Consider the following 21,795-nt stretch of genomic DNA (forward strand, 5'->3'; position numbering starts at 1 on the left):
AAAGGAGCCTGTACGGCTCCTTTTTGAGTAGATTTGGGGAGGGTCGACGCATAATTAGCATATCCGCCAAGTGGCCGGCGCTTCTATCTCAGTTTCGCGGGGTCCACCTTCGGGACGAGCCCTTCGGCCGCGGCGCGGTCGAGCAGGGCGGCCACGGCGGCATAGCCGTCTTCGCCCAGCTCCGCCGTATAGCGGTTGACGTACAGATTGATGTGCGCCTGCGTCACTTCCGGCGACATTTCCTGCGCGTGGCTCATCACGTAATCGGCGGAAGCTTCGGGATGCGCCCAGGCGTATTCGACGGATTCCCGCGTCCAGCCGGCAAGGGCCGCCAGGTCAAGCGAGCGGCGGGCGATGATGGCGCCCAGCGGAATCGGCAGCCCCGTATCGGATTCCCACCAGCTGCCCAGATCTTGAAGCATCTTGAGCCCGTAGTTCTGATAGGTGAACCGGGCTTCGTGAATGACCAGCCCGGCGTCGATATCGCCGCGCTGCACGGCCGGCATGATCTCGTCAAACGGCATGACGATGATTTCGCCGACGCCGCCCGGGACATGTTGTGCCGCCCACAGGCGGAACAGCAGATAGGCGGTCGAGCGTTCGCTCGGGACCGCCACCCGGCGTCCGGACAGGGCGGACGCCTCGTCCGCGCCGCCATCCGTTCCGGCGGTCAGCACAAGCGGCCCGCAGCCGCGTCCCAAAGCGCCGCCGCAGGGCAGCAGCGCATATTCGTCCAGCAGCCAAGGCAGAGCCGCGTAGGAAACTTTAAGCACATCCGGTCCGCGGCCGGATGCCGCAAGGCCGTTCGTTATGTCGATATCCGCATAAGTCACGTCCAACTCGGGCGCGCCGGGGATCAGTCCGTGCACCCAGGCGTGAAAAACGAAAGTATCGTTGGGACAAGGGGAAAAAGCGATGTTCATGATTGCAGCACCTCCGGTAGTATTGAGCAGGCTTGTTCCAGCGCCTGCAGGGCGTCGCCGATTTTCCACAGCTCGCGCCGGCGCGGGCCGACCGCGTTGGAAATGGCCCGCAGCTCCAGCGACGGAAGGCCGAACTGGCGCGCCGCTTCGGCGACGCCGTAGCCTTCCATCGCTTCGGCTCCCGCGCCGGGGAAGCGGGCCCGCAGCGCTTCGGCCGTTTCCGCCGTACCGGTCGCGGTCGACAGCGTCAGGACCGGCCCGCAATAGGCCGGAAGCCCGGCAGCGGCAAGGGCGTCCGCCCAGCGGGCGGCAAGGCGGCGTTCCACCGCGATCCGCGCGGAGCCGAAGCCGAGCTCGTCCACGCTCGCAAAGCCGTCCGGCGTTTCCGCGCCCAGATCGGCGGCGATGATTTCGCTGGCAACGACCAGCGAACCGACCTCGGCGGCCCCGCGAAATCCGCCGCCGATGCCCGCGCTGATGACGAGCTCGTATTCGCCGCCAGCCGCAGCGAGCGCTGCCGCCGTCGCCGCGGCAGCCGCTGCCGGGCCAACGCCGGCGAGCCGCACCTCGGCCCCGGCATGTCCGCCCAGGCCGCGTTGCACGGCATCCCGCTCCGCCTCCACCGCCGTCATGATCAGGACGCGCTTCGGCGCACGAAACGAAGCAGTGCCGGCCGGGGCGAGCCCGGGACGATTTATTGAATCAGAAAGGTTCATAACAGCTTGACAACTCCTTAACCAAACTCACTCTTCAAATTATATAGCTTTCGTCCCGGGAAATCCAAGCGGGGCTCGGCCAGGCCCGCCGAATTCAGGGCCGATCCGCGGAGCAACTGCAGCGCTTGGCAGCGGGCCGTACCGGCCGGGGCCGAGGCGGCAAAAACCGGACCTTGAGCCTACGCAAACCTGCGTACAAAAGCTCAAGGTCCGGTTTTAGAAAAGCGGCTTTTACCACTCCCCGGCGGCGGTCAGGCTCTCTGGTATTGAACGGGACGCTCCAGCGTGGTGCGCAGTTCCTTGGCCGCTTCGTAAGGCCAATAAGGATTGCGCAGCAATTCGCGGCCGAGGAACACAAGGTCGGCGCGGCCGTTCCCGATAATTTCTTCCGCTTGGAGCGGGCTGTTGATCAAGCCGACCGCCCCGGTAGCAACGCCTGCCTGGGCGCGGATTTGATCCGCCAGATTTACCTGATAGCCGGGGAACACGTCGATCGGCGCCGGCACGAGCCCGCCGGAGCTGCAGTCGATCAAATCGACGCCCTGTTCCTTCATCCGCCGGGCATAATCGATATATTGATCCAGTGAGTTGCCTTCCGGGGCGTATTCATTTGCCGAAACCCGCACGAACAGCGGGCCGTCCCATACGCTTTTCACCGCGTCGATCACTTCGCCGAGCAGGCGGTAGCGGCCGTTTGCGTCGCCGCCGTATTCATCTTCCCGATGGTTCGAAACCGGGGAGAGGAATTCGTGGATCAGGTATCCGTGAGCGCCGTGGATTTCGATCACATCGAACCCGGCTTCCTTCGCCCGGCGCGCCCCTTCCCGGAAGCCTTCGACGATCCGCCGGATATCGCCGGCGTCAGCGGCTTTTGGCACTTTCATGTCCGGGAACGGGATGGCCGACGGAGCGACGATCGTCTCGTCCAGCACCGCTTTTCTGCCGGCGTGCGCGAGCTGAATCCCGATCTTGGCGCCGTTTTGGTGAACAAGGTTCGCGAGTTCCTTCAGCCCGGCGATATGCTCGTCGCTCCAGATGCCGAGGTCGTCATAGCTAATCCGTCCTTCGGGGGCGACGGCGGTCGCTTCCACGATAATGAGTCCGACGCCGCCGACGGCCCGGCTGGCGTAGTGAACCCGGTGCCAGTCGGCGATTTTTCCGTCCTGGTTCGGGGAAGAATACATGCACATAGGAGACATGACGATTCTATTTTTTAAAGTAACTTGCTTTACCGTCCATGGGGAAAACAGTTTGGCGCTCATGATAACCACTCCTTTATATTTTTTAAAAAACCCACCTATTCTATCGTAATTCATGCCATACCGAGTTACAAGTACGCACATTTTTGTTGTATAGTATACTTTTTAATACTTAAAAATAAACGGGAGCTCAAGGAGATGCCGCTCAGGATATTTTCCGGACTTTCATGCTGAAGTTGTTCTCGCATCAGGGGGAACTCCGCCGCCGCAGCCGCCCTAAACGCTAAAAACCGCTTCGTCCGGCATTTTTGCAGTCCGGAACAAAGCGGTTTGCGATTTGGAATCGATTTGGAAAGCTCAAGCCTTTTTGCTGGCCTGGGCAAAACGGTCCTTGATTTGTTTGTTGTTGCGTTTCATCGCCGAGCGCTGATCGCGCAAAATTTGGGAGGAATTTTTATCCGAAGGGGCAAACAGCAGCGCTTCCTTCGGCTGAAAACCGATGGCTTTGGAGACGACTCCGTTTTTGGATACGAATACGCCGCGACTCAAGACGGCATCCCTCCTAAACATAGTTTGACAAATTGGATGATGACCGGATTTTTACTCATTATAGCATGATTGGCGCTCTCTTTGTAGCGGATGAATTTCCTGTAGTCCCATGACGGGTCGGCCGGGAAGTGCAGCGTCAGCACATATTCTCCCGAGCGGATGCAGTAATAGAACATGCTTTTCGATTCCGTGAAAAAAACCTGCTCCTGCTGGTTCCCCAAATGGTAGGTTAACACGGCGTAGGAACCGTTGTTGTCGAGGGTGTATTCAACCGGCCCGTTCGCCTCGCCGGCCTGAGCCACGGCCTTTAGCCTGTCGTCCGACCGGACGTATAGCGTGGCCGCGCTGCAATCCTTGTAGTAACCGACCTGCTCGGCTATATACTGTCCGTAACGGTGTGCGATCATTCCGCCTTCAAAAGGGGAGATGAGTCTCTGAAGAAACGCCTCCGGCTCCCGCAGGCCGCCGATTTCCAGCTGCGGAAGCAGGCCGCTGATCAGCTCGAACGCATGATCGAACTGTTCCAGACGCTCGCTGTTCTGCTCGATTGACGGCTCCAGCGGCAGCAGCAAAGCGCCGCGCCTGAGCAGGTCGCTGAAATACCCGCGCCAATCGATCGGAACGCCCAGCGAAAGATCGTCAATGTATATTTTGCGTATGGCGATGTCGTAAAGCAGAAGCCATATGTAAGGATCGATATGATGAGGCAGGCCGGGCTCGGCAGCGAGGATATCCATCATTTGCCGGGAGCTCGGAAAACGTTCTTCCCTGGCGATAAACCGGTCGATGAACGGTTCAAGCAGCGGCTTGACGCTGCCGAAAAACAACGATTTAATCTGTACGTCGCCAAAGACGAGAATCGTTTTCCCGGCTTCAAACGCTTTGATGAATTCGAGATGAGTGACCGTTCGATCGGCATCGGGCTCGTAAGTCCCGGCTTTGCTGCCGATAAACAACAGATAAATGTCGCATTCCTCCACCGCCTCGAGGCAGCGTAGCACAGGATCGGTTCCGGCCGGCCACGGACCGAGATTCTCCTCCCACATGACCGGTTCATGCCCCATAGCGGCCAGTTCCCGGAACGCGTTTTTGCGGAGAGGCTTCAACCCGTCTTCGTTCACGGAGCTAATGAAAACCTTTGTTTTCGCCACGGCTAAATACACTCCCGGATCGGTATTTCCAGCATTTTTTTCCATTATACCCCAGCCTGCCGAAATAGGACATCATTGATTTATCCGGTTGGCAGCGCAGAGGTCAACCAAATATCCTTAAAATCCATCCAGCCGAGATTGTTGATCGCGAGCCCCCGAATCGACGGGTGGACGTAAGTGTGCAGCTTTTGATGAACCAAAAACATCACCTGCGCCTCTTCCTGCAGCCGGAATTCGATTTGCCGAAGCAATGCCTGGCGCCGTTCCGCGGAGGAGGAAGCCAGCAGCTCGGACACCATGCCGAACACCCAGCGGGTCAGTTCCGGGGGCATTGTCCGGCGCAGGAAGCTGTTATCCATCAAATAGCATTCCAACTCGCAAACTTCATCTTCGGCGAAGACAAGGCAGGACAAAACGCAGTCCGCTTCCCGGGAAAGATCGGCCGTGTTGGCCATATTCGATTTGTCCGCATAGCGGATTTCCACAGGAATTCCGATCGTGGCGCATTGCCACCGGATCCATTCCGCTTCATCGCGGTCCAGATAATTGGCGACAAGACGAATTGGGGCACCGTCGTATCCGGACTCCTCCAGCAGCTGCCGGGCCGCCGCGGGATCGTGGCGGTGGATGCCAAGCGCGGCATCTTCGGTAGGGCGGAAACTGCGGGCCGGGTATCCCGGTTTTCTGGTATGCGCGAGCATGCCGGGACGGTCGATGATCAGATTGACCGCCTGGCGGAAAGCCAGCGACTGCTGGGGCCCCTTTTTGTTGCGGTTCCAGTTGATCAGGCTGCATCCTTTGCAAAGCTTCTCGATCCGTTCCCAATCCGTGCCGGCGCGATCGGGAATGCGGGTATCGCCTCCGATAATCTGCTCCCATTTGATTCTGGAGGAATTCGGGATGTTGTCGGGCAGGAACACGAGGGTCACGCCGTCCAGATAAGCTCTGCCGAGAAAATACGCCGGGTTCACCTCCAGCTCCATCCGGCTGTCGCTCCAGTGCGTCAGGCGAAACGGGCCCGTGCCGCTCGGCTGCGTCCAAAAAGCTTGCTCATCCCGGCCGAGCAGGTCGGAGGGAAGAAGGGAAGCGCAGGATGAACAGAGGAGGCGGGGAAACAGCCAGTTCGGCTGGGTCAGGAAAAATTTGACCGTTCTCGGGTCAGGTGCCTCCATCCGTTCCACGGTAGCCAACAGCCAGAGGTTGGCCGAACCGTCTTTCAGGCGGCCGAAGGTGAACATGACGTCTTCCGCGGTCAGCTCTTTGCCGTGGTGAAAACGGACGCCTTTACGCAGGTGGAACGTCCATTCGTCACCGTTTTCGTTATGCTCCCAATGGTGCGCGATCATCGGCACGACTTCGCCAAGCGTTCCGTCGAATTGGACCAGCCGGTCGAACAATTGCCGGACCAAATGCGAGTCGAACCCGTAAAACAGGTTGGCCGGATCGAGCGTCATCGGCTTCTTGTAAACAGGCAGCCGGAAAATGTCCCTGCAGCTTTGGCCGGCGGCGAGTTGCTCGATCCCGAATTGCTCGTTCATCCATAAAATAAACTGCTCCACCACCGGCTTATCCTCCTCGTGCTGATTGAGGAACTCAAACGCCTCCCGGTATTCCCCCTTTTGCGCCAGAGTTTGCGCCAGCTGCAGGAGAAAAGCGGGCCGGCCGATGCGGAAAACGAGCCGGGAACGGTGGCCGCGGCCCCGGCCGGGATGCCACTCGATCAGCTCTTCTTCCTGCAGCTTGCGGATAATCAGCTTGACGTTTCGCTCGGTGCAGTGAAACAGCTCCGTCAAATCCTCCAGCGCCACCTCCACTTCCCGCATTTCCGTCGATTCCGGCCCGGAAAAATGATTAAGCAAAGTTACATAACGTTCTGCCGTTAACATATGCGATCGCCTCCACAGCGGATATTATCTTGATGCTTGCAAGTACAAAGAACCGTAATTCCCGGACATGTCCCGCTTGTTTCCCTAAAAGGGGAAGTGCTTTGGCAATAGTGTACACTTTTTCTTCCTGCTTTTAAAGCGGATAATGAGAGCAGTTTAAACAGCTAGAATCAAACGGGAAGCCGTAAGGAGGTCATACGCATGAGTTTCGATGAATTTTACCGCAGGGAGCGGGAGCTGAAACAATTTCATGAAACAAAAAGCAAGCTTTACGAAGCTTGGCATATAGACGTCAAGATCATTCGGGAACGGTGCGGCAAGGGCAAAAGGGCGCAAAACGCGTGGGTGAAGACGCTTCGTTCTTTTTTTCAAATGGTCAAATGATAGAACTCTAAATTCGGCCTTTGCCCCGCAGCAACCAAAGCTCCGGACGCATATGGTGAATAAGCCATCTGATCCTATGCGTAAGGAGGATAAAATGAACATTTTAATGGTTGCGCCCGAGCAGATTCCGGTTCCGGGGAACGGATCGGTGGAAATTTGCATGCTGGCGATCGCCAAAGAGCTGGCCGACCGCCATACCGTTACGATCCTCAGCAGAAAGTCGAAAGGTTTGCCGCCGGTGAGCCGCACCGGCAAATTAACGATCGTCCGCGTGCCTTCGGGCAGTCCGAACCGATATATCGTTTCCGTGCTGAATTATTTAAAAGGCAGGAACTATGACCTGATTCAGGTCGACAACCGGCCCCATTACGCGGCCAAAATCAAAGCCGCTTTTCCGCGCACGCCGGTCTCCCTGTTCCTTCATTCATTAACTTTTGTGAGAAATACGTCCGCGGTGGCCGCCAGCATGGCCAAACCCGATCTCATCGTCGCCAACAGCGATTCGCTGAAAGCGAAATTGTCGGAGCGCTTTGACCGGTTGGCGGGCAAAATATATACGGTGCATCTGGGAGTTGATACCGAGCGTTTTAAACCGCCGGCCCGGCGAACAGTCGCTCCGGGTCAATTCCGGGTGCTGTTTGCCGGAAGGGTCATCCCCCGCAAAGGAGTCCCCGTTCTGATCAAAGCCATCGAACTGGTGCGGCGGGAATGCGCCGGAGCGAGCCTGATGGTCGTCGGAGGGGGGAAAGCCGGGTATTTGCGGGAGCTGCGCCGGTTGGCCGGCAAGCATCGGGTGCCCGTCCGCTTTGTGGGGAAGGTTCCGCATCGGCAGATCGACCGTTATTTCCGTCAGGCCGACTGCTTTGCTTGTCCTTCCCAAGAGCACGAAGCGTTCGGCCTCGTCAATGTAGAGGCGATGGCCTCCGGGCTGCCTGTCGTAGCCTCCAATATCGGGGGCATCGGGGAAATCGTAGGCCATGGCCACAACGGTTATTTGGTAAAGCCCTATTCGGACCCCCGGGAGCATGCCAAGTGGATTTTACAGTTGGCGAAACATCCGGAAGCGGCTGCAAAAATGTCCAAACAGGCCAGACGCGATGCGGTAAGCAAGTTCGGCTGGAACCAGACGGCCGCGAACCTGATGAAGATTTATAACCGGTATGTATCCTGAAAACACGGGCGGAGGATTGCTGCAGGCATCATGCGGCAATCCTCCGCGTTTTTGGATTAGAGCTATTTGCGCTGAACTCTTCCGTTCGCACGGGAATAGCGGATGACCGTGCGGAATATGTTTTTGTCCTTTAACTTCCTGAATATATACGGGTCCGGCGATGTATTGACTTCGAGGATCCAGGGACGCAGCTTTTGGTCGACGGCAATATCCGCGCCGATTTCGCGGATCCCGGGAAAAACCTTATGAAGGTGGTTGGCGACGTCTTCGCCAAGGTCTTGCAAGTCTGTGCAATATGCCTTGATTTTGGGGCCTTTCATATGTGGGGAAAGCAGTTTTTCCACAGGCATTAGCGTGCCGTCGCTATGATAGTTGGTGACGATTTTTTTAGGGTGGGCCAGCCTGCCGATGTAACCGGTTGTTTTCCAGACTTTTTGCGGCGTTTTTTGGACCATGACCCGCAGATCAAACGTGCGGTTTTGGTAGGTGAGCAGGTGAATGCCTTGTTGAACGAGGTAGTCCCCCTTTCGTTTATGCTGTTGGATAGACACATAAAGTTCGTCGAAAGTTTTGAAGGAACGGGCCTTGGTTTCGAGCTGGTACCGGTACGGGACGGCGCTTGCCGCCGGTTTCAACTCCACTCTCATCACTCCTCTTCCCAGGGAGCCGTTAACCGGTTTGACGTAAACCATTTTGTGCTTCTTAAGCATGTTAAGCAGGTTGGCCCGGCTGAACTTGCGCATCTCCGGCAGGAAGGGCCTTAGTTTTTTGTTTTCCAGGAGCGCTTTGTTTTTTTTCCATTTGCTGATTACATGGCGCGGATGCCGGCCTGGTTTCATGGATTAAATTCCCCTTTGCGGCGTTTTACTGGCAGTGTATTCGCGGCTATGTCCGAAAGGAAAGGATAATGACCTATGCAGCGGAAAAAATCTGCCGGCGGCTTTGACAAAAAAAGTTAGCTATAATATAATTGTTATAACAACTAATTTGCGGAAAGGGAAGTATTGCGGATGGAGGCGGATCAACGCGGGGCCGACTTGGCGGTCGGCTTCATTATGGGCGTGACCTACCGGAAAATCGCGTCATTGCTGCAGCATCGTTTGAAGGAGTACGACATTACCCCGGAGCAGTGGTCCGTGCTTAATCAGATTGACCAATCCGAGGGTTTGATTCAAAAAGAAATCGCCGACCGCTGCGGCAAAGACAAGCCTACGACCACGCGCATCCTCGATTTATTGGAAAGCAAGGGCTTAATCTACAAGCAGACCGGAAAGCAGGACCGCCGATCCTTTGCGGTGTTCAGTACGGAGCGCGGCAGGGCGTTAATCCGGGAAACAATCGCGCTGGAGCAAGGGGTCACGGAAGAGGTGAAGCGCTGCATGTCCGAAGAGGAGTACCTCATGCTGCTGAATTTGCTGGAGCGGGTCAACGCGCACATTTCCAGGCAGCTGGAGCACAATCAGATAGAGAGTGGGAGAAATCAGAGATGAAAGCATCAATTCAATCCGAGCCATTGTGGACGAGGTCGTTTATTTCGTTAACGATCTCTACTTTTTTGCTGTTTTTAAATTTGCATATGCTGCTGTCTTCATTTTCGGCTTACGTCAAAAACGAATTGGCCGCCACAGATTTGCAGGTCAGTCTGGTGACCAGCGTGTTTGCGGCTTCCGCCATCGTTACGCGCTTTTTGGCGGCGGCATTGTTAAAAAGAATGTCTTCGAACAGCTTGTTGTTCATCGGCCTGGCCATCGCGGCGGCCACGACTGCGCTGAACAGCCTGGCCGGTTCCGTCGGGGGGCTGCTGATCGTCAGGGCCGGATACGGGGTCGGCTTCGGGATCGCCAGCACGATTCTGCCGACGCTCGTTTCGCAAATCATACCGGTCCGGCGGATGGGGGAAGGCATCGGGTATTTCGGTTTGTCCACCAGCTTGGCGATGTCGGTTGGCCCGATGATCGGACTTAACGTGATGGGGCTGTTTGGATTCGGCACATTGACGCTGGCCGGTTCGGCAGCGGTGGTGATCATGATTCCGCTTTTGCTGCTGACCCGGGCGCTGCCGCCCGCATCCCGCGGCCAAGCAGCGGGCAAGGTTAATCAAGAGGAGGCGTCCGGCGGCCGAAAGGAAGGCGAAGGCAAGATAACCCGCGGCTTCAACCGCAAGCTCTTGTTCCCCGCTTTTTTAAATGTTGTATTGGCGATTACCTACAGCGGGTTGCTCAGCTTTATCGCGCTTTACGGAGAGTTTGTCCATTTGTCCCAGGTTGGCCTGTTTTTCCTGTTTAACGCCTTTACGATCGTCATTATCCGCCCGATCTCCGGCCGCATCTTCGACAGCAGGGGACATGCCGCCGTTCTTTTGCCCGCCGCCGTGTCGGTGATCGCCAGCATGGTGATCCTATCGTTCACAACGTCGCTGGGCATGCTGATTTTGTCGGCATTGCTGTACGGGCTTGGCTTTGGCGCGATTCAGCCGACGCTACAGGCCTGGATGATCCGAAGCAGCTCGCCCGAGCAATACGGTGCGGCCAACAGCATGTTTTACAATTCCACCGATTTCGGCGTTGCGATCGGATCGGTTATTCTGGGAGCGATCGCTTCCGCTACGGATTACGCCGTAATGTACCGGTATTCCGCCGGGTTTATGGGCATGTTCATGGTCATTTATTTGCTGGTCATGGCGGCGGCGCGGAGCGGGCAAGCTAGGGCAACCTCGAAACCATTGAACGATAAACTTGAGCGGGCAAGCGAAAACTAAAAAAACATTATTGACAAGAGCGGGGCGCAAAGGAATGACCTTTGTGCCCCGCTCTTTTTGGCTTTCCTTGAATCGAATACAAATTATGGATATAGGCCATATTACTGTTAGTTCACGGGTTGGAGGCGCGTTATGAGGAAACTAGGCCGAAATCTACGAAAAGGAAGCCGGGGGAGAGCCACGGCCCCTGCGGATCGGGAAATGGGTCAAAGATTAAGCGATGGCTTGGGCGGCTCATTATCCGGTACGCTTGCTTATCTCCGCTCAAAAATGGGGGGCAGCTCCGACGTCGTCATTCGCCGGCTGCAAAACCGCGGTCCGGAAGGAGAGGACATCGCTATCTGTTATGTTGGCGGGCTTATTGATCAAATGCTTTTAAGCGAATTGATCGACGATTTGGACAAGCGTTTTTTTGCTGCGGATCGGGACTATCAGCACCGGCCGATCGCCGAACAAATCAGTACCGGAAACGTAAAGCGGATTACCAGCGGCAGCGATCTGATCTCCTCCTTATTGACCGGTTCGGCCGCGATCATTATCGACGGGACGGAAGGCGCCATCGTTGCCCCCATACCGGGGGGACCGCGCAGATCGGTCGAAGAGCCTTCGACCCAGACCGTCATTCGCGGGCCAAAGGAAGGATTTACCGAGGAGATGTCCACGAATATGGCTTTGCTGAGACGAAAAATCAGGTCCCCCGATTTGCGTTTCGAAAGCAGAACGGTGGGGACTTATACGCAAACGAAGGTTGTCGTCGCTTATATCGAGGGAGTTGCCAGTCCTGCCGTGCTTCAAGAGGTACTTAACCGCCTTGATGCCATTCATACGGACAGCATTTTGGAAGGCGGTTATATCGAGGAATTTATCCAGGACAAAGTGTTCACCCCGTTTCCGACAATCATGAACACGGAGCGTCCCGACGCCGCGGCGGGAAGTTTATTGGAGGGACAAGTTGTCATTCTGGTGGACGGGAGTCCGTTTGTGCTGATTTGCCCGGTCACGTTTTTCAAATTTTTCTTGTCCAGCGAAGATTATTATCAGCGTTACGATATATCGACCTTTTTGCGCGGTATCCGGCTGCTTGCCTTCCTAGTCGCTATGCTGCTTCCTTCCTTGTATATCGCCGTGACCACTTTCCATCCGGAAATGCTGCCGACTACGATGCTGATCAGCCTTGCGGCGCAGCGTGAAGGCACCCCCTTGCCGGCCCTGCTGGAGGCTTTGTTGATGGAAATTACGTTTGAAGTCATTCGCGAGGCCGGGGTTCGCATGCCGCGGGTGGTCGGGTCGGCGATTTCGATCGTCGGCGCGCTCGTCTTGGGGCAGGCTGCGGTGCAAGCCGGTTTGGTATCCGCCGCGATGGTCATCATCGTATCGTTTACGGCCATCTCCAATTTTGTCATCCCTACGTTCGGCATGTCGTCCGCGGTCAGACTAATCCGCTTCGGATTAATGCTCTTGGCCGGAACGTTTGGATTGTACGGCATTTTGGCCGGCCTGATCCCGCTCCTGATGCACCTGGTCTCCTTAAGATCGTTTGGGGTCCCTTATTTATTGCCGATCGCCCCTTTAAGCTTTGCAAATATGAAGGATGTCTTTATTCGGGCGCCCTGGCCGAAGATGAAGCAGCGTCCGGCGTACATCAATGAAGACAACAAAACAAGACAAGGCTCCGTACCGAACGACGGGCTGATTAAAAAGTAGGGGAATGAGCGTCAATATGCGGATGTTTTTGTTGTGCTGCGCTGCAGCGGTCCTATGTCTTACTGCAACCGGATGCTGGAATCGTACAGAACTGAATGAGCTAGGCATCACCGTAGCCACGGGGTTTGACCGGTCCGGAAACGATTGGGAAATATCCTATCAGATTGTCGTTCCCTCCGCCACGGGGGCAAGCCAGGGAGGGGGCACCGGCGGCGGCGGCTCCCAGCCCAGCGTGTCCGTGTTTACGACGAAAGGCAAGACGATTCGGGAAGCGGCCGCTTTAGGGTATGTGGAGAACCCGCGCCGGCTTTACTTCGGTCATACAGAAATTACGGTCATTGGCAAAGAGGCGGCGGAAACGGGGATAAACCAAATTTTAGATTTATACTTCCGCAATGTCGAAGCGCGTGAAACTGTGCTGGTTGCCGTAACGGATCGCAAGGCTTCGGATATTTTGAGAAATATGGTGCCTCCGGAGAAAATTCCGGGCAGCGCCCTGGCGGATATTATGCGCAAGCAGCAAAACAATTCTTCCTATTTTCCAGTCATTAACTTGTTTCAACTGGCGCAAAAAATTTCGTCCGACTCGCGGGCGGCCGGCGTTCCGGTTGTAAGCGTTCCGGAAGGCAGCGAAAAGCCTTTGGAATCCCTGGATATCAACAAAACCACCTCTCCTCCCGTTAAAATGAAAATCGTGCGGCTGGGAGTATTCAAAGGCGATCGGCTGGCGGGATGGCTGAACCGGGCGCAGAGTTACGGCATTGCCTGGCTTACCGATCAGGTAAAGGGCAGTACTCTGTCGTTTACTTGTCCGCGGACCGATTCTAAGGGTTCCCTGCGTATTATTACAGCGAAAACGAATATAACGCCCGTAAAGGCGGGGGATCATTACAAAATGAAGGTCAACATTCAAGCCAGCGGAGATTTGATGGAATATATGTGCGAGGGCGATCCCTTTAGTCCAAAGACGATACAGGCGCTCGAGCGGGAAGTTGGCGTTACGATTATCGATACGGTTAATACGGGTTGGGAAGCCGCGCAAAAAATGCGCGTGGATTTGCCGGGATTTGCCGGAAAGATTCATCGGAAAGATCCTAAAGCCTGGAGACAGCTGAAGGATCACTGGGAAGAGGAACTCTCCAAGATCGAACTGGAAGTGCATGTGACGGTAAAAATCGAGCGTCCCGGCTTATTGAAGAAATCGTTTAAGCAGTTGTCCCAAAAAACGGCCCCAGGTGGCGGATGAAGCAGGAAGAAGGTAAATCATGAAGCAGGAGAAATCCGGACTTGCCGAATTTATAAGCGGATTTGTTTTGTTTGAGGTCGGGAGCACCACGTTGTTTCAAATCGGCGGTGAAGCCGGGCCAGATGCGTGGGCAGCCATGGCCATCGCCGCCGTTGCCGGGTTCATTCTTTTAATGATGTACTGGGCCATTCACCGCCGCGATCCCGACCTCGATCTGTTTGAATTGTGCCGAAAATATTTGGGGAAAACGGCAGGTTCGCTGCTTTCCGCCTTGTTCGTCGTTTATTTTGCTTATGAAGCCTCACGTAATTTGCGCGATTTGGGAGAATTGGCCGCTTACGTACTGCTGAACCGAACCCCGCTGGTGGTCATTATGCTTATCGGGATCGCCATCGTGGCCAGCAGTGCCAGATACGGCCTTCGGGTCGTGTTTCTTTGCGGTCTTGTCTTGTTTCCGTTCGTTGTTTTAAGTTATATGACACTCATTTCGATGATCGGGGGACTGGGGCTAATGAACTTTGAAAATATGCTCCCCGTATTGGAAAACGGCTTAAAGCCCGTTTGGAAGGAAGTCCCGAATATCATCTCTTTCCCTTTCGCTCAACCGGTGCTGTTTCTGGTATTTTTTTCGCGGCTGAAAACGAAGCAAAATGCCCGCAAGGCGCTTTTGATCGCCTATGGGAGCACTGCCGTGTTCCTAATGGCCGTCAATCAAATCAACGTGCTGGTGCTCGGCCCCAAACTGGCGAACGCGGTAGCCTTTCCGCTGCTGCAGACCGTGCAACTGATCGAATTGGCCGAAGTGTTTGAGAGGATGGATGTGCTGTTTGTCGTTGTTTTGTTCATCGGGCTAGGCGCCAAATTGCTTCTGTTTTATATCGGCGCCGTACAGGGATGCGACCGGGTTACCGGAGTTCCTTATAAAAAATGGATCATTCCGGTGGGCGTAGCGATTTTTGGTGCTGCTTTAACATCTCCGAATTATTCGCATTTTATATGGGTCGGCCTCGAAGTTGTGCTGAAGTGGTACCCGCTGATTCAAATATGCGCTCCGGCGCTGCTGTTCATGGCGATGCTGATCAAGCGCAAAAAAAGGCCACAGCAGTAAGAAAAAATCCGGCGATATCCTAAAAAAAATCCGCCATGGCCAGCGGCCAAGCGGATCTTTATCGGCGATTTATTGTTTTGCGGAATCGGTGTTGGCAAACGGCGCCGGTTTGGCCACCCATTCGTCGGCTTCCGGTTCGATGTCCACACCGCTTTTCATTTTCTTTTGCTCGGCCATAGAGTCGCCGGCGGGATCGATTTTATTGCGAAGTTTGGCTTCGTCGCGGGAGTGCTGTCCATTGTGCTGTTCCATGCTGTTCCTCCTTGTTGTTTTACTCTGTTAATGGTAGTTTGCCTTATTTATCGTTTCCCGATCCGCGCAATTACAAACATTTTCGCTTTCCGTCTTGCTTTAACTTCATGTTCAATTGTAATAAAATACATTTAAGGACATTCTTGCTATTCATATCCGACAACCGAAAACGTAAGCCATGATTTACACTTTCGATTCGAGGAGGAATGATGATGCGTTTGACAAGGAAAGCCGCAGTACCTGCTCTAAAGCTTCAAAGGTTATGTCTGCTGCTTATTTGCATGACGGTGTTCGTTTCGGCGGGATGGCTCGGTCCGGAACGGCGTGCGAGCGCTGCCGGAGAATTAAAACCTTTTCCGCAGCAGGTCAGCTACCCGGGGATTATTAAGCCGAATCACGTGACGCAAACGGAGATGAACCAAGCCGTGGCGGAGTATTACGACTATTGGAAAGCGAAATACCTCAAACATGACTTAAAATCATTGCCGGGCGGGTATTACGTGAAAGGAGACATCACGGGTGATCCGGACGGCTTTACCGCATTAGGTTCCTCCGAAGGTCAAGGGTACGGGATGATCATTACCGCGCTGATGGCCGGCTACGATCCCGACGCCCGGACGATTTACGACGGTTTGTTTAAAACGGCAAGGGCTTACAAAAGCTCGGGCAATCCCAACCTGATGGGCTGGGTCGTGGCGGACGATCCGGCCGCGCAAGGGCATTTCGGTTCGGCCACCGACGGCGATCTCGACATCGCTTACTCGCTTATTCTCGCTCACAATCAATGGGGATCGGGCGGACCGGTCAACTATTTGCAGGAAGCGAAAAAAATGATCACGGACGGCATCAAAACCAGCTACGTGACCAAGACCTACCGCTTGAACCTGGGCGATTGGGATTCCAAAGACGCTCTCAACACGCGCCCTTCGGACTGGATGTTCAGCCATCTTCGGGCTTTTTACGAAGTGACGGAGGATGAAACCTGGATTCACGTCATCGATAGTTTATACAATGTGTACCGGCAATTCAGCGAAGCTTATTCGCCAAACACCGGGCTGATCTCGGATTTTGTGGTGGGGAATCCGCCCAAGCCGGCGCCGGAATGGTATTTGGACGAGTTCAAGGAAACCAACCTGTATTACTATAATGCAAGTCGGGTTCCGCTGCGCGTCGTGATGGATTACGCCTTGTACGGGGACACGCGGGGCAAAGCGATCACGGACAAGCTGGCGGCCTGGATTCAAAGCAAGACCGGGGGATCGCCCGCAGGTATCAAAAACGGGTACAAGCTGGACGGCTCGGCGGTCGGGGACTACGCCACGGCGGTGTTTGCCGCTCCGCTCATCTCGGCGGGAACGGCCTCCAGCGCCAATCAGGCATGGGTTAACGCCGGGTGGGATTGGATGATCCATCAGAAAGAGGACTATTTCAGCGACACCTACAATTTGCTGAACATGCTGTTTCTTTCCGGCAACTGGTGGAAACCGGAGGCCCAGACCGTGCCGCCTTCGACGCCCAATCTGGCCTTAAACAAGCCGGCGGTGTCCAGCTCTGTGGAAGGCGTGGGATTTGAGCCGGCCCAAGCGGTCGACGGCAATCAAATGACGAGATGGGCCAGCCGCGAAGGCAGCGACCCGGAATGGATCTACGTGGACCTGGGATCGGTCCGGCAAATTACCGGCATTAAGCTGCGCTGGGAAGATGCCTATGCGACGCAGTATAAAATCCAGGTATCCACCGACAATGGCGATCCCGAGCACTGGACGGACGTCTACACGGCGACAAGCGGAGACGGGGGCGTGGACGAAATCCCGCTGGACTCCAAGCCGGCCAGATACGTAAGAATGTACGGGATCGAGCGGGGAACCCCATACGGCTATTCGCTATACGAGTTTGAGGTTGCCGGGCAGTAGCGCGGCAAGGATAATCGCTGGTGACTGGTGACTGGTGACTGGTGACTGGTGACTGGTGACTGGTGACTGGTGACTGCTAGCCGCTAACCGCTAGCCGTTGGCCGTTAGCCGCTAGCGCTTGGCCGTCAGCCTCTGGCCGTTGGCTGCTGACGGCTGGTCGCTGCCCCCTGGCCCCTGGCCACTCACGCTGGCCGGCTGTCCCGTTGTCCGGGAGCCCGCGGAAATAACGGCATAAAATGTCCTTATATTCTACAAAAAAGGGAGAATAGCATAAATAGAGGATTTTTTTGTCGCTATTCTACACAGATGGGGGTAAAAGGCGCTGTTTTCCAAGCTTGATCTTCAAATAAGGACCAAAAGTACCGCTATTTTTCGCAGGAGAGGTAAATCTCGAAAATAGCGACATAAATTGCTCTTATTTCCGGCAATATAAGCTGCGTAACATAAGCTACTGAACATAAGCTGCGTAACATAAGCTACTGAACATAAGCTGCGCAACGTAAGCTACCCAAGTTCCTACTTCACCTCTCTACGCCAAAAGCATGGATTTGCACATGAAAAATCCGCCGGAGTGAATTCTACGGCGGTTTTTTTCATATCATCAGAATTTCCCGGATTTCCTGCTCGGTGAGCGCCGAGAACGATTCCTCGCCAGGCTTGAGCACTTCCTCCACGAGGTTCTTTTTCTTCTGCTGAAGCTCGTACATTTTGTCTTCGACTGTCCCTTGCGCGACCAGGCGGATCACCTGCACGATGTTTTTTTGTCCGATCCGGTGGGCGCGGTCGGCGGCCTGCTCCTCCACCGCGGGGTTCCACCACAAATCGTACAAAATGACGGTGTCCGCGCCGGTCAGATTCAGGCCGGTGCCGCCCGCTTTCAGGGAAATCAGGAACAGATCGCGCTCGCCCCCGTTAAACCGGCTGCAGAGCTCCACCCGTTCGGAAGCGGGGGTTTTCCCGTCCAGATAGAAAAACGGCAGTCCCCGGTATCCCAATTCGCGGCCGATGAGCCCCAGCATTTCCGTAAACTGCGAAAAGATCAGCACGCGTTTTCCCGCGCTTTGGCATTCCTCCACCATTTCCATCAACTGCTCGAATTTGGCCGAGCCGCCTTCGTAACCGTCGACGAACAGGGCGGGATGGCAGCATAGCTGGCGCAGCCGCGTGAGTCCGGCCAAAATACGGATGCGGTTTTTCTGGAAGGCGTCCTCGTTTAAATGCTTCAAAGTTTCCTGCTGCAGCTTGGCCAGATAGGCGACGTACAGCTTCTTCTGTTCAGGCAGCAGTTCGGTCGCCTGCAATGACTCGATTTTTTCCGGCAACTCCTTAAGCACGTCGGTTTTTACGCGGCGCAGCAAAAACGGGCGAATCCGCTTTGCGATCGTATCCCGGGACAGCTCGTTAAACGCTTGGCGGCTTGGGAAAAGCTCCGGGAACACGGCGCTGAAAATCGACCATAACTCCTCCAGCGAATTTTCGATCGGCGTCCCCGTCAAGGCAAACCGGTGCCGCGCCTGAAGGCTTTTGACCGCTTGCGCGGTTTGGCTGGCATAGTTTTTAAAGCTTTGCGCTTCGTCCAAAATAAGCGTATGGAACGACAGTTCGGCAAATTGCTCGATGTCCCGGCGCAGCAGGGGATAGGAGGTGATGATCACATCGGCTTCGGCCGCTTCCCTGAGCGCCCTCACCCGTTCGGCTTTGCTGCCGTCGGCGATCACCGCCTTGATTTCGGGAGCGAACTTCTCCAGTTCGTTTTTCCAGTTGTAAATCAAGGAAGCGGGCGAGACGATCAAAGCCGGCTGCCCGGACGCGGCGATCTCCGGGAGCACCGATACGATAAAAGCGATTGATTGCACCGTTTTGCCGAGGCCCATATCGTCGGCCAAGATCCCGCCGAAACGGTAATGGGCCAGCGTCTTTAACCACTGGTAACCGTATGCCTGGTAATCCCGCAAAACGCCGGAGAGCTGCGCCGGAACCGGGAAGTCCAGATGATCCGGATTCCGCAGGTTATGGAGCAGCTGCCGCAGCGATTTGCCAAGCTTGATCGGGCTTCCCGGCTCCGTCTGCTCCTGGAGGTGAATCCCGCGGCTGACTGGCAAACGGAATTCGCTGCCTTTAATTTCATTCCGGCGAATGCCGAACTCGTTCATAAATTTGACGATTTCCTGGAATTCGGCGCTTTCCAGCGGCATCAACGCTCCGTTCGGAAGGCGGTAGTAGCGTCTTTTTTCTTCGATAGCCAACAGCAAGCCGCGAATTTCCGATTCATTGATCCCGTCCATGTCAAAGCGGAACTCCAGCCAGTCCGTACGCTCGTCCAGCTCCACGGAAATTTTGGGCGGCCGCAGGTCGGACAGAAGCCTAACCTTCACGGCCGATGTGGCATAAATTTCAAGCAGCTTCTCAAGCTCGGGCACGACATGGTACAGAAACTCATATTCCGCTTCTTCGTTGTCCAGAAAATAGCCGCTTTCCGTTTTCGCGAACGAGCTTGCTTCCATCAGCTCGAGAATTTGCCGTTCCTTTTCGCTGTCCCGCAGCAAAATCAGGTCGCTTCCCCGCTTGGGGCCATGTTCTTCCAGGGGGTTAAAAATAATGTCCCCGTATTGGAACTCCAGTCCGGCGAGCAGGCGATCCTTCACCCGGTCCAGATACAGCTTGGCTTTAAGCTGCGTGCGGACCATCCGTCCGGCAACGTTGTCCTCGATTTCGATTTTGCCGAGCTTGGCCAGTCCGGGCAATACTTTTTCCGCAAAAGGCTCGATCTGCTCCGGCTGAACGATGATCCGCTGCTTGCGGGCCGTCGCCAGCAGATGTTTGATTTCCGCCAGACGCCGGCACTCCGCCGCCGGCTTTTTTATGATTTTGCCTGCGGTCAGAATGACCCCGTAATCTTCCAAAACAATGCAATCGTCAAGACCGCGGACGGCAAAATGAAAGTGGTTGTCCCCGGCTTCGCCCAGCTCGAATTGCAGCGGCAGCGGTTCATCGGAAACCGCCAGGCGGGGCCAGGTTTGTCCATCCTGCTCCAGCTCGGCAGCCGGGGCTTCCGTCAGCAGAGGCAGCACGCGGTCCCAAAAAAACGGCGGGATCGGCAGCAGCCGGTCCCCGTTCCCGTATTTCTTGGCAGGCATATAACCGCCCAAGGTTTCCGTGTACATCCGCTCGTTGCGGTTAATTTCAATGAGCTGCTGCAGCAGCTGCTCGTCGGCCGGCAGAAAACTGTGGCGGTCCGGATCGTAGCAGAAATGCTTGGAAAAGACGAACGGTTCGCGCCGGCCTGCTTTATCGAGAAAGTCCCGGATGTTTTTGACGATATAAGGCCGTTTCTCCCCGACTTTCATCTCCAGCCCAAACATATACTTCCGGTACCCGTAAGGTACGGGACGCAGCGTAAAAACGGCTTGCAGCGGCGTTCTTGCATCGAAGCGGGTTCCGGCGCGCAGCGGCTGCTTCGTGTTGTCCTCGAACAAATGCATCATGTCGCGGGCGATCCAGATGTCCCGGGAAGAAATTTCAACCGGACGCGCTTGGGAAGCGGCGTTCCGGGCCGCGCCCAAAGCATCGTCCGCCCCGCGCTCCCCATATCGCTCGTCCTCCTCAAGTCCCGTATGCAGCAGGGAAGGATAAGAACGCACCGGGGGCTTGCCGTTTTGCTGCAGATCGTGCACGCCCAGCAGTACCGCCGCGATATGTTTGCAATAATTGGTATAGGTATAAAAAGCCGGACAATTGCACTCCGCGTGGACGTCCCCGTGTTGATCGATCTGCACCGATACGTGATACAGGCCCGTTCCCGACACATCCGCTGCGTAGACGCGGGAGGCGTGGTCGATTTGCTGAAAGATTACTTTCCCGGCCCGGTAATAGGCCTCTCCGCGCTCGTAAGAAATGCGTCCGCACAACAATTTGATCACACGCTGCGTTAGTTGAAAGCTCATGGTTTATTTCCTTTCTCCGTTCGACAATGATCTCCCATTATGATAACAGAAAAGGGACCATCGGAAAAACGCCCGGCCCATTTTGCTCGCGCCAACGCCATCAGTCAATTGTCAGTGTATTGTTAGCCGGGTTGCCATGTTGCCCGCCCGCAAATTAAGATAAGATGATGATGTTGCATGGAATGGAGGGAGCAGGGCTGGATACTTTCGCCTGTATTTATATTCTTCGGGGGGAGCCGTTCCGCCCCGGATCGTGCGTAAATTTATGCCAGAACGTTATGGAGATCGGCCGCGCCTCTTCCGGGAGCGCCCCGGATCTGGCGTTCACGAATATCTTCATTTCCCGCAAGCATTTGACCCTGCGGAAAGAGGGGGACCGGGTCGTGGCATACGACCGCGGCAGCCGTCACGGAACGGAGCTGAACGGGGTGCGGATGATTCCGAATGCTCCCTATATGCTGGAAACGAACGATATCCTTAAGCTGGCAAGAGGAACGGGCGTGCTGCATTTTTCGTATTCGCCGGGGGAGCAGACACTGGAATTCGAACCGCCGGATGATCTGCCGTACGGGCAAGAGACGGAGGGCGAGGATGTCGTGATTCATTGGGAAAAACGGGAATGCATCGTGGGCGGCGTAAAAATTTCGATGTCGGAACGGGAGTTTTTGCTGCTTCAATTGCTCCATGAGCATCCCAATCGTCTGGTGGCGATCCCGGCGATCAAACAGCGGGTTTGGTATGACCGGCAAAGCGGCCCGGACGGCCTGCCGGACGTCGCGATGGACGAATTAAGCACGCTGATCTACCGCATCCGCAAAAAGTTCGGCAGGGACACGTTCCAGATCAGCGCGGTCCGGGGCAGCGGGTATATTTTGGAGAAGGAGTCATAAC

General features: G+C 55.4%; 18 protein-coding genes and 1 pseudogene. 10 read left to right on the forward strand and 9 right to left on the reverse strand.

The features are described 5' to 3' along the window. Positions 1-83 precede the first annotated feature (83 nt). From NYE74_RS18130 to NYE74_RS18155, 6 genes are all read right to left on the reverse strand, one after another. Positions 84-923 (reverse strand): 1,4-dihydroxy-6-naphthoate synthase, encoded by an 840-nt coding sequence (locus tag NYE74_RS18130; protein WP_036622558.1) that lies wholly within the window; start codon positions 921-923, stop codon positions 84-86. Beyond that, on the reverse strand, positions 920-1,639 hold the full coding sequence (locus tag NYE74_RS18135) for a futalosine hydrolase (RefSeq protein ID WP_036622560.1): 720 nt from the start codon (positions 1,637-1,639) through the stop codon (positions 920-922). The genes NYE74_RS18130 and NYE74_RS18135 overlap by 4 nt, the downstream gene beginning before the upstream one ends. 251 nt (positions 1,640-1,890) lie before the next feature. Continuing rightward, the gene (gene namA, locus NYE74_RS18140; RefSeq protein ID WP_124331977.1) at positions 1,891-2,901 is read right to left on the reverse strand and encodes an NADPH dehydrogenase NamA; all 1,011 of its coding nucleotides are present in this window, start codon (positions 2,899-2,901) and stop codon (positions 1,891-1,893) included. Positions 2,902-3,195: 294 nt separating this feature from the next. Continuing rightward, positions 3,196-3,387 (reverse strand): hypothetical protein, encoded by a 192-nt coding sequence (locus tag NYE74_RS18145; RefSeq protein WP_036622564.1) that lies wholly within the window; start codon positions 3,385-3,387, stop codon positions 3,196-3,198. After that, the gene (locus NYE74_RS18150; RefSeq protein ID WP_240751820.1) at positions 3,384-4,538 is read right to left on the reverse strand and encodes a DUF4062 domain-containing protein; all 1,155 of its coding nucleotides are present in this window, start codon (positions 4,536-4,538) and stop codon (positions 3,384-3,386) included. Before NYE74_RS18150 ends, NYE74_RS18145 begins: the two co-directional genes overlap by 4 nt. Before the next feature lie 80 nt (positions 4,539-4,618). Beyond that, entirely contained in the window at positions 4,619-6,424 is a 1,806-nt protein-coding gene (locus tag NYE74_RS18155) for an SgrR family transcriptional regulator (protein ID WP_316561640.1), read from the reverse strand. Positions 6,425-6,625: 201 nt separating this feature from the next. Here NYE74_RS18155 and NYE74_RS18160 point away from each other — a divergent pair, with 201 nt between their 5' ends. Both NYE74_RS18160 and NYE74_RS18165 read left to right on the forward strand, forming a co-directional pair. Beyond that, a complete protein-coding gene (locus NYE74_RS18160) occupies positions 6,626-6,808 on the forward strand; it encodes a hypothetical protein (protein ID WP_124331980.1) in 183 nt (60 codons plus the stop codon). Positions 6,809-6,902: 94 nt separating this feature from the next. Next, a complete protein-coding gene (locus tag NYE74_RS18165) occupies positions 6,903-7,979 on the forward strand; it encodes a glycosyltransferase family 4 protein (protein WP_316561641.1) in 1,077 nt (358 codons plus the stop codon). Positions 7,980-8,041: 62 nt separating this feature from the next. Here NYE74_RS18165 and NYE74_RS18170 read toward each other — a convergent pair whose 3' ends face one another. After that, positions 8,042-8,818: a YheC/YheD family protein gene (locus NYE74_RS18170; protein WP_036622574.1), complete on the reverse strand. Its 777-nt coding sequence runs from the start codon at positions 8,816-8,818 to the stop codon at positions 8,042-8,044. A gap of 171 nt (positions 8,819-8,989) precedes the next feature. Between NYE74_RS18170 and NYE74_RS18175 the strand changes: the two genes are divergently transcribed. From NYE74_RS18175 to NYE74_RS18195, 5 genes are all read left to right on the forward strand, one after another. Continuing rightward, complete coding sequence (locus NYE74_RS18175; protein ID WP_036622576.1) at positions 8,990-9,469, forward strand: MarR family winged helix-turn-helix transcriptional regulator; 480 nt, start codon at positions 8,990-8,992, stop codon at positions 9,467-9,469. Beyond that, positions 9,466-10,737, forward strand: coding sequence for an MFS transporter (locus tag NYE74_RS18180; protein ID WP_316561642.1), 1,272 nt, complete (start codon positions 9,466-9,468; stop codon positions 10,735-10,737). The genes NYE74_RS18175 and NYE74_RS18180 overlap by 4 nt, the downstream gene beginning before the upstream one ends. 132 nt (positions 10,738-10,869) lie before the next feature. Beyond that, positions 10,870-12,441 carry a spore germination protein gene (locus NYE74_RS18185; protein ID WP_316561643.1) on the forward strand — a complete coding sequence of 524 codons (1,572 nt, stop codon included), beginning with the start codon at positions 10,870-10,872 and terminating at the stop codon, positions 12,439-12,441. A gap of 4 nt (positions 12,442-12,445) precedes the next feature. Continuing rightward, positions 12,446-13,687, forward strand: a complete 1,242-nt coding sequence (locus tag NYE74_RS18190) for a Ger(x)C family spore germination protein (RefSeq protein WP_341005060.1) — start codon at positions 12,446-12,448, stop codon at positions 13,685-13,687. A gap of 19 nt (positions 13,688-13,706) precedes the next feature. Next, positions 13,707-14,795 carry a GerAB/ArcD/ProY family transporter gene (locus tag NYE74_RS18195; RefSeq protein ID WP_051985408.1) on the forward strand — a complete coding sequence of 363 codons (1,089 nt, stop codon included), beginning with the start codon at positions 13,707-13,709 and terminating at the stop codon, positions 14,793-14,795. Positions 14,796-14,864: 69 nt separating this feature from the next. Here NYE74_RS18195 and NYE74_RS18200 read toward each other — a convergent pair whose 3' ends face one another. Next, entirely contained in the window at positions 14,865-15,047 is a 183-nt protein-coding gene (locus tag NYE74_RS18200) for a hypothetical protein (RefSeq protein WP_036622582.1), read from the reverse strand. Positions 15,048-15,379: 332 nt separating this feature from the next. Between NYE74_RS18200 and NYE74_RS18205 the strand changes: the two are divergent. Together NYE74_RS18205 and NYE74_RS18210 are read left to right on the forward strand one after the other, a co-directional pair. Beyond that, positions 15,380-16,534: pseudogene (locus tag NYE74_RS18205) on the forward strand (glycosyl hydrolase family 8); the annotation flags it as partial. Between the two features lie 66 nt (positions 16,535-16,600). After that, the gene (locus tag NYE74_RS18210) at positions 16,601-16,960 is read left to right on the forward strand and encodes a discoidin domain-containing protein (protein WP_227872773.1); all 360 of its coding nucleotides are present in this window, start codon (positions 16,601-16,603) and stop codon (positions 16,958-16,960) included. A gap of 593 nt (positions 16,961-17,553) precedes the next feature. Here NYE74_RS18210 and NYE74_RS18215 read toward each other — a convergent pair. Continuing rightward, positions 17,554-20,904 carry a DEAD/DEAH box helicase gene (locus NYE74_RS18215; protein WP_326045635.1) on the reverse strand — a complete coding sequence of 1,117 codons (3,351 nt, stop codon included), beginning with the start codon at positions 20,902-20,904 and terminating at the stop codon, positions 17,554-17,556. 170 nt (positions 20,905-21,074) lie between these two features. Here NYE74_RS18215 and NYE74_RS18220 point away from each other — a divergent pair, with 170 nt between their 5' ends. Beyond that, positions 21,075-21,794 (forward strand): FHA domain-containing protein, encoded by a 720-nt coding sequence (locus NYE74_RS18220; protein ID WP_244927432.1) that lies wholly within the window; start codon positions 21,075-21,077, stop codon positions 21,792-21,794. Position 21,795: the final 1 nt, after the last annotated feature.

Origin of the sequence: Paenibacillus sp. FSL P4-0127 (assembly GCF_038007325.1) — a bacterium.
GTDB lineage: Bacteria > Bacillota > Bacilli > Paenibacillales > Paenibacillaceae > Fontibacillus > Fontibacillus macerans.

Excerpts from the sequence above, each read along its gene's own strand:
- NYE74_RS18160 (WP_124331980.1), top strand. The coding sequence starts at position 6,626 with ATGAGTTTCGATGAATTTTACCGCAGGGAGCGGGAGCTGAAACAATTT.
- NYE74_RS18135 (WP_036622560.1), bottom strand. The coding sequence starts at position 1,639 with ATGAACCTTTCTGATTCAATAAATCGTCCCGGGCTCGCCCCGGCCGGC.
- NYE74_RS18155 (WP_316561640.1), bottom strand. The coding sequence starts at position 6,424 with ATGTTAACGGCAGAACGTTATGTAACTTTGCTTAATCATTTTTCCGGG.
- NYE74_RS18185 (WP_316561643.1), top strand. The coding sequence starts at position 10,870 with ATGAGGAAACTAGGCCGAAATCTACGAAAAGGAAGCCGGGGGAGAGCC.
- NYE74_RS18130 (WP_036622558.1), bottom strand. The coding sequence starts at position 923 with ATGAACATCGCTTTTTCCCCTTGTCCCAACGATACTTTCGTTTTTCAC.
- NYE74_RS18165 (WP_316561641.1), top strand. The coding sequence starts at position 6,903 with ATGAACATTTTAATGGTTGCGCCCGAGCAGATTCCGGTTCCGGGGAAC.
- NYE74_RS18180 (WP_316561642.1), top strand. The coding sequence starts at position 9,466 with ATGAAAGCATCAATTCAATCCGAGCCATTGTGGACGAGGTCGTTTATT.
- namA (WP_124331977.1), bottom strand. The coding sequence starts at position 2,901 with ATGAGCGCCAAACTGTTTTCCCCATGGACGGTAAAGCAAGTTACTTTA.
- NYE74_RS18200 (WP_036622582.1), bottom strand. The coding sequence starts at position 15,047 with ATGGAACAGCACAATGGACAGCACTCCCGCGACGAAGCCAAACTTCGC.
- NYE74_RS18175 (WP_036622576.1), top strand. The coding sequence starts at position 8,990 with ATGGAGGCGGATCAACGCGGGGCCGACTTGGCGGTCGGCTTCATTATG.
- NYE74_RS18220 (WP_244927432.1), top strand. The coding sequence starts at position 21,075 with ATGTTGCATGGAATGGAGGGAGCAGGGCTGGATACTTTCGCCTGTATT.
- NYE74_RS18170 (WP_036622574.1), bottom strand. The coding sequence starts at position 8,818 with ATGAAACCAGGCCGGCATCCGCGCCATGTAATCAGCAAATGGAAAAAA.
- NYE74_RS18215 (WP_326045635.1), bottom strand. The coding sequence starts at position 20,904 with ATGAGCTTTCAACTAACGCAGCGTGTGATCAAATTGTTGTGCGGACGC.
- NYE74_RS18195 (WP_051985408.1), top strand. The coding sequence starts at position 13,707 with ATGAAGCAGGAGAAATCCGGACTTGCCGAATTTATAAGCGGATTTGTT.
- NYE74_RS18190 (WP_341005060.1), top strand. The coding sequence starts at position 12,446 with ATGAGCGTCAATATGCGGATGTTTTTGTTGTGCTGCGCTGCAGCGGTC.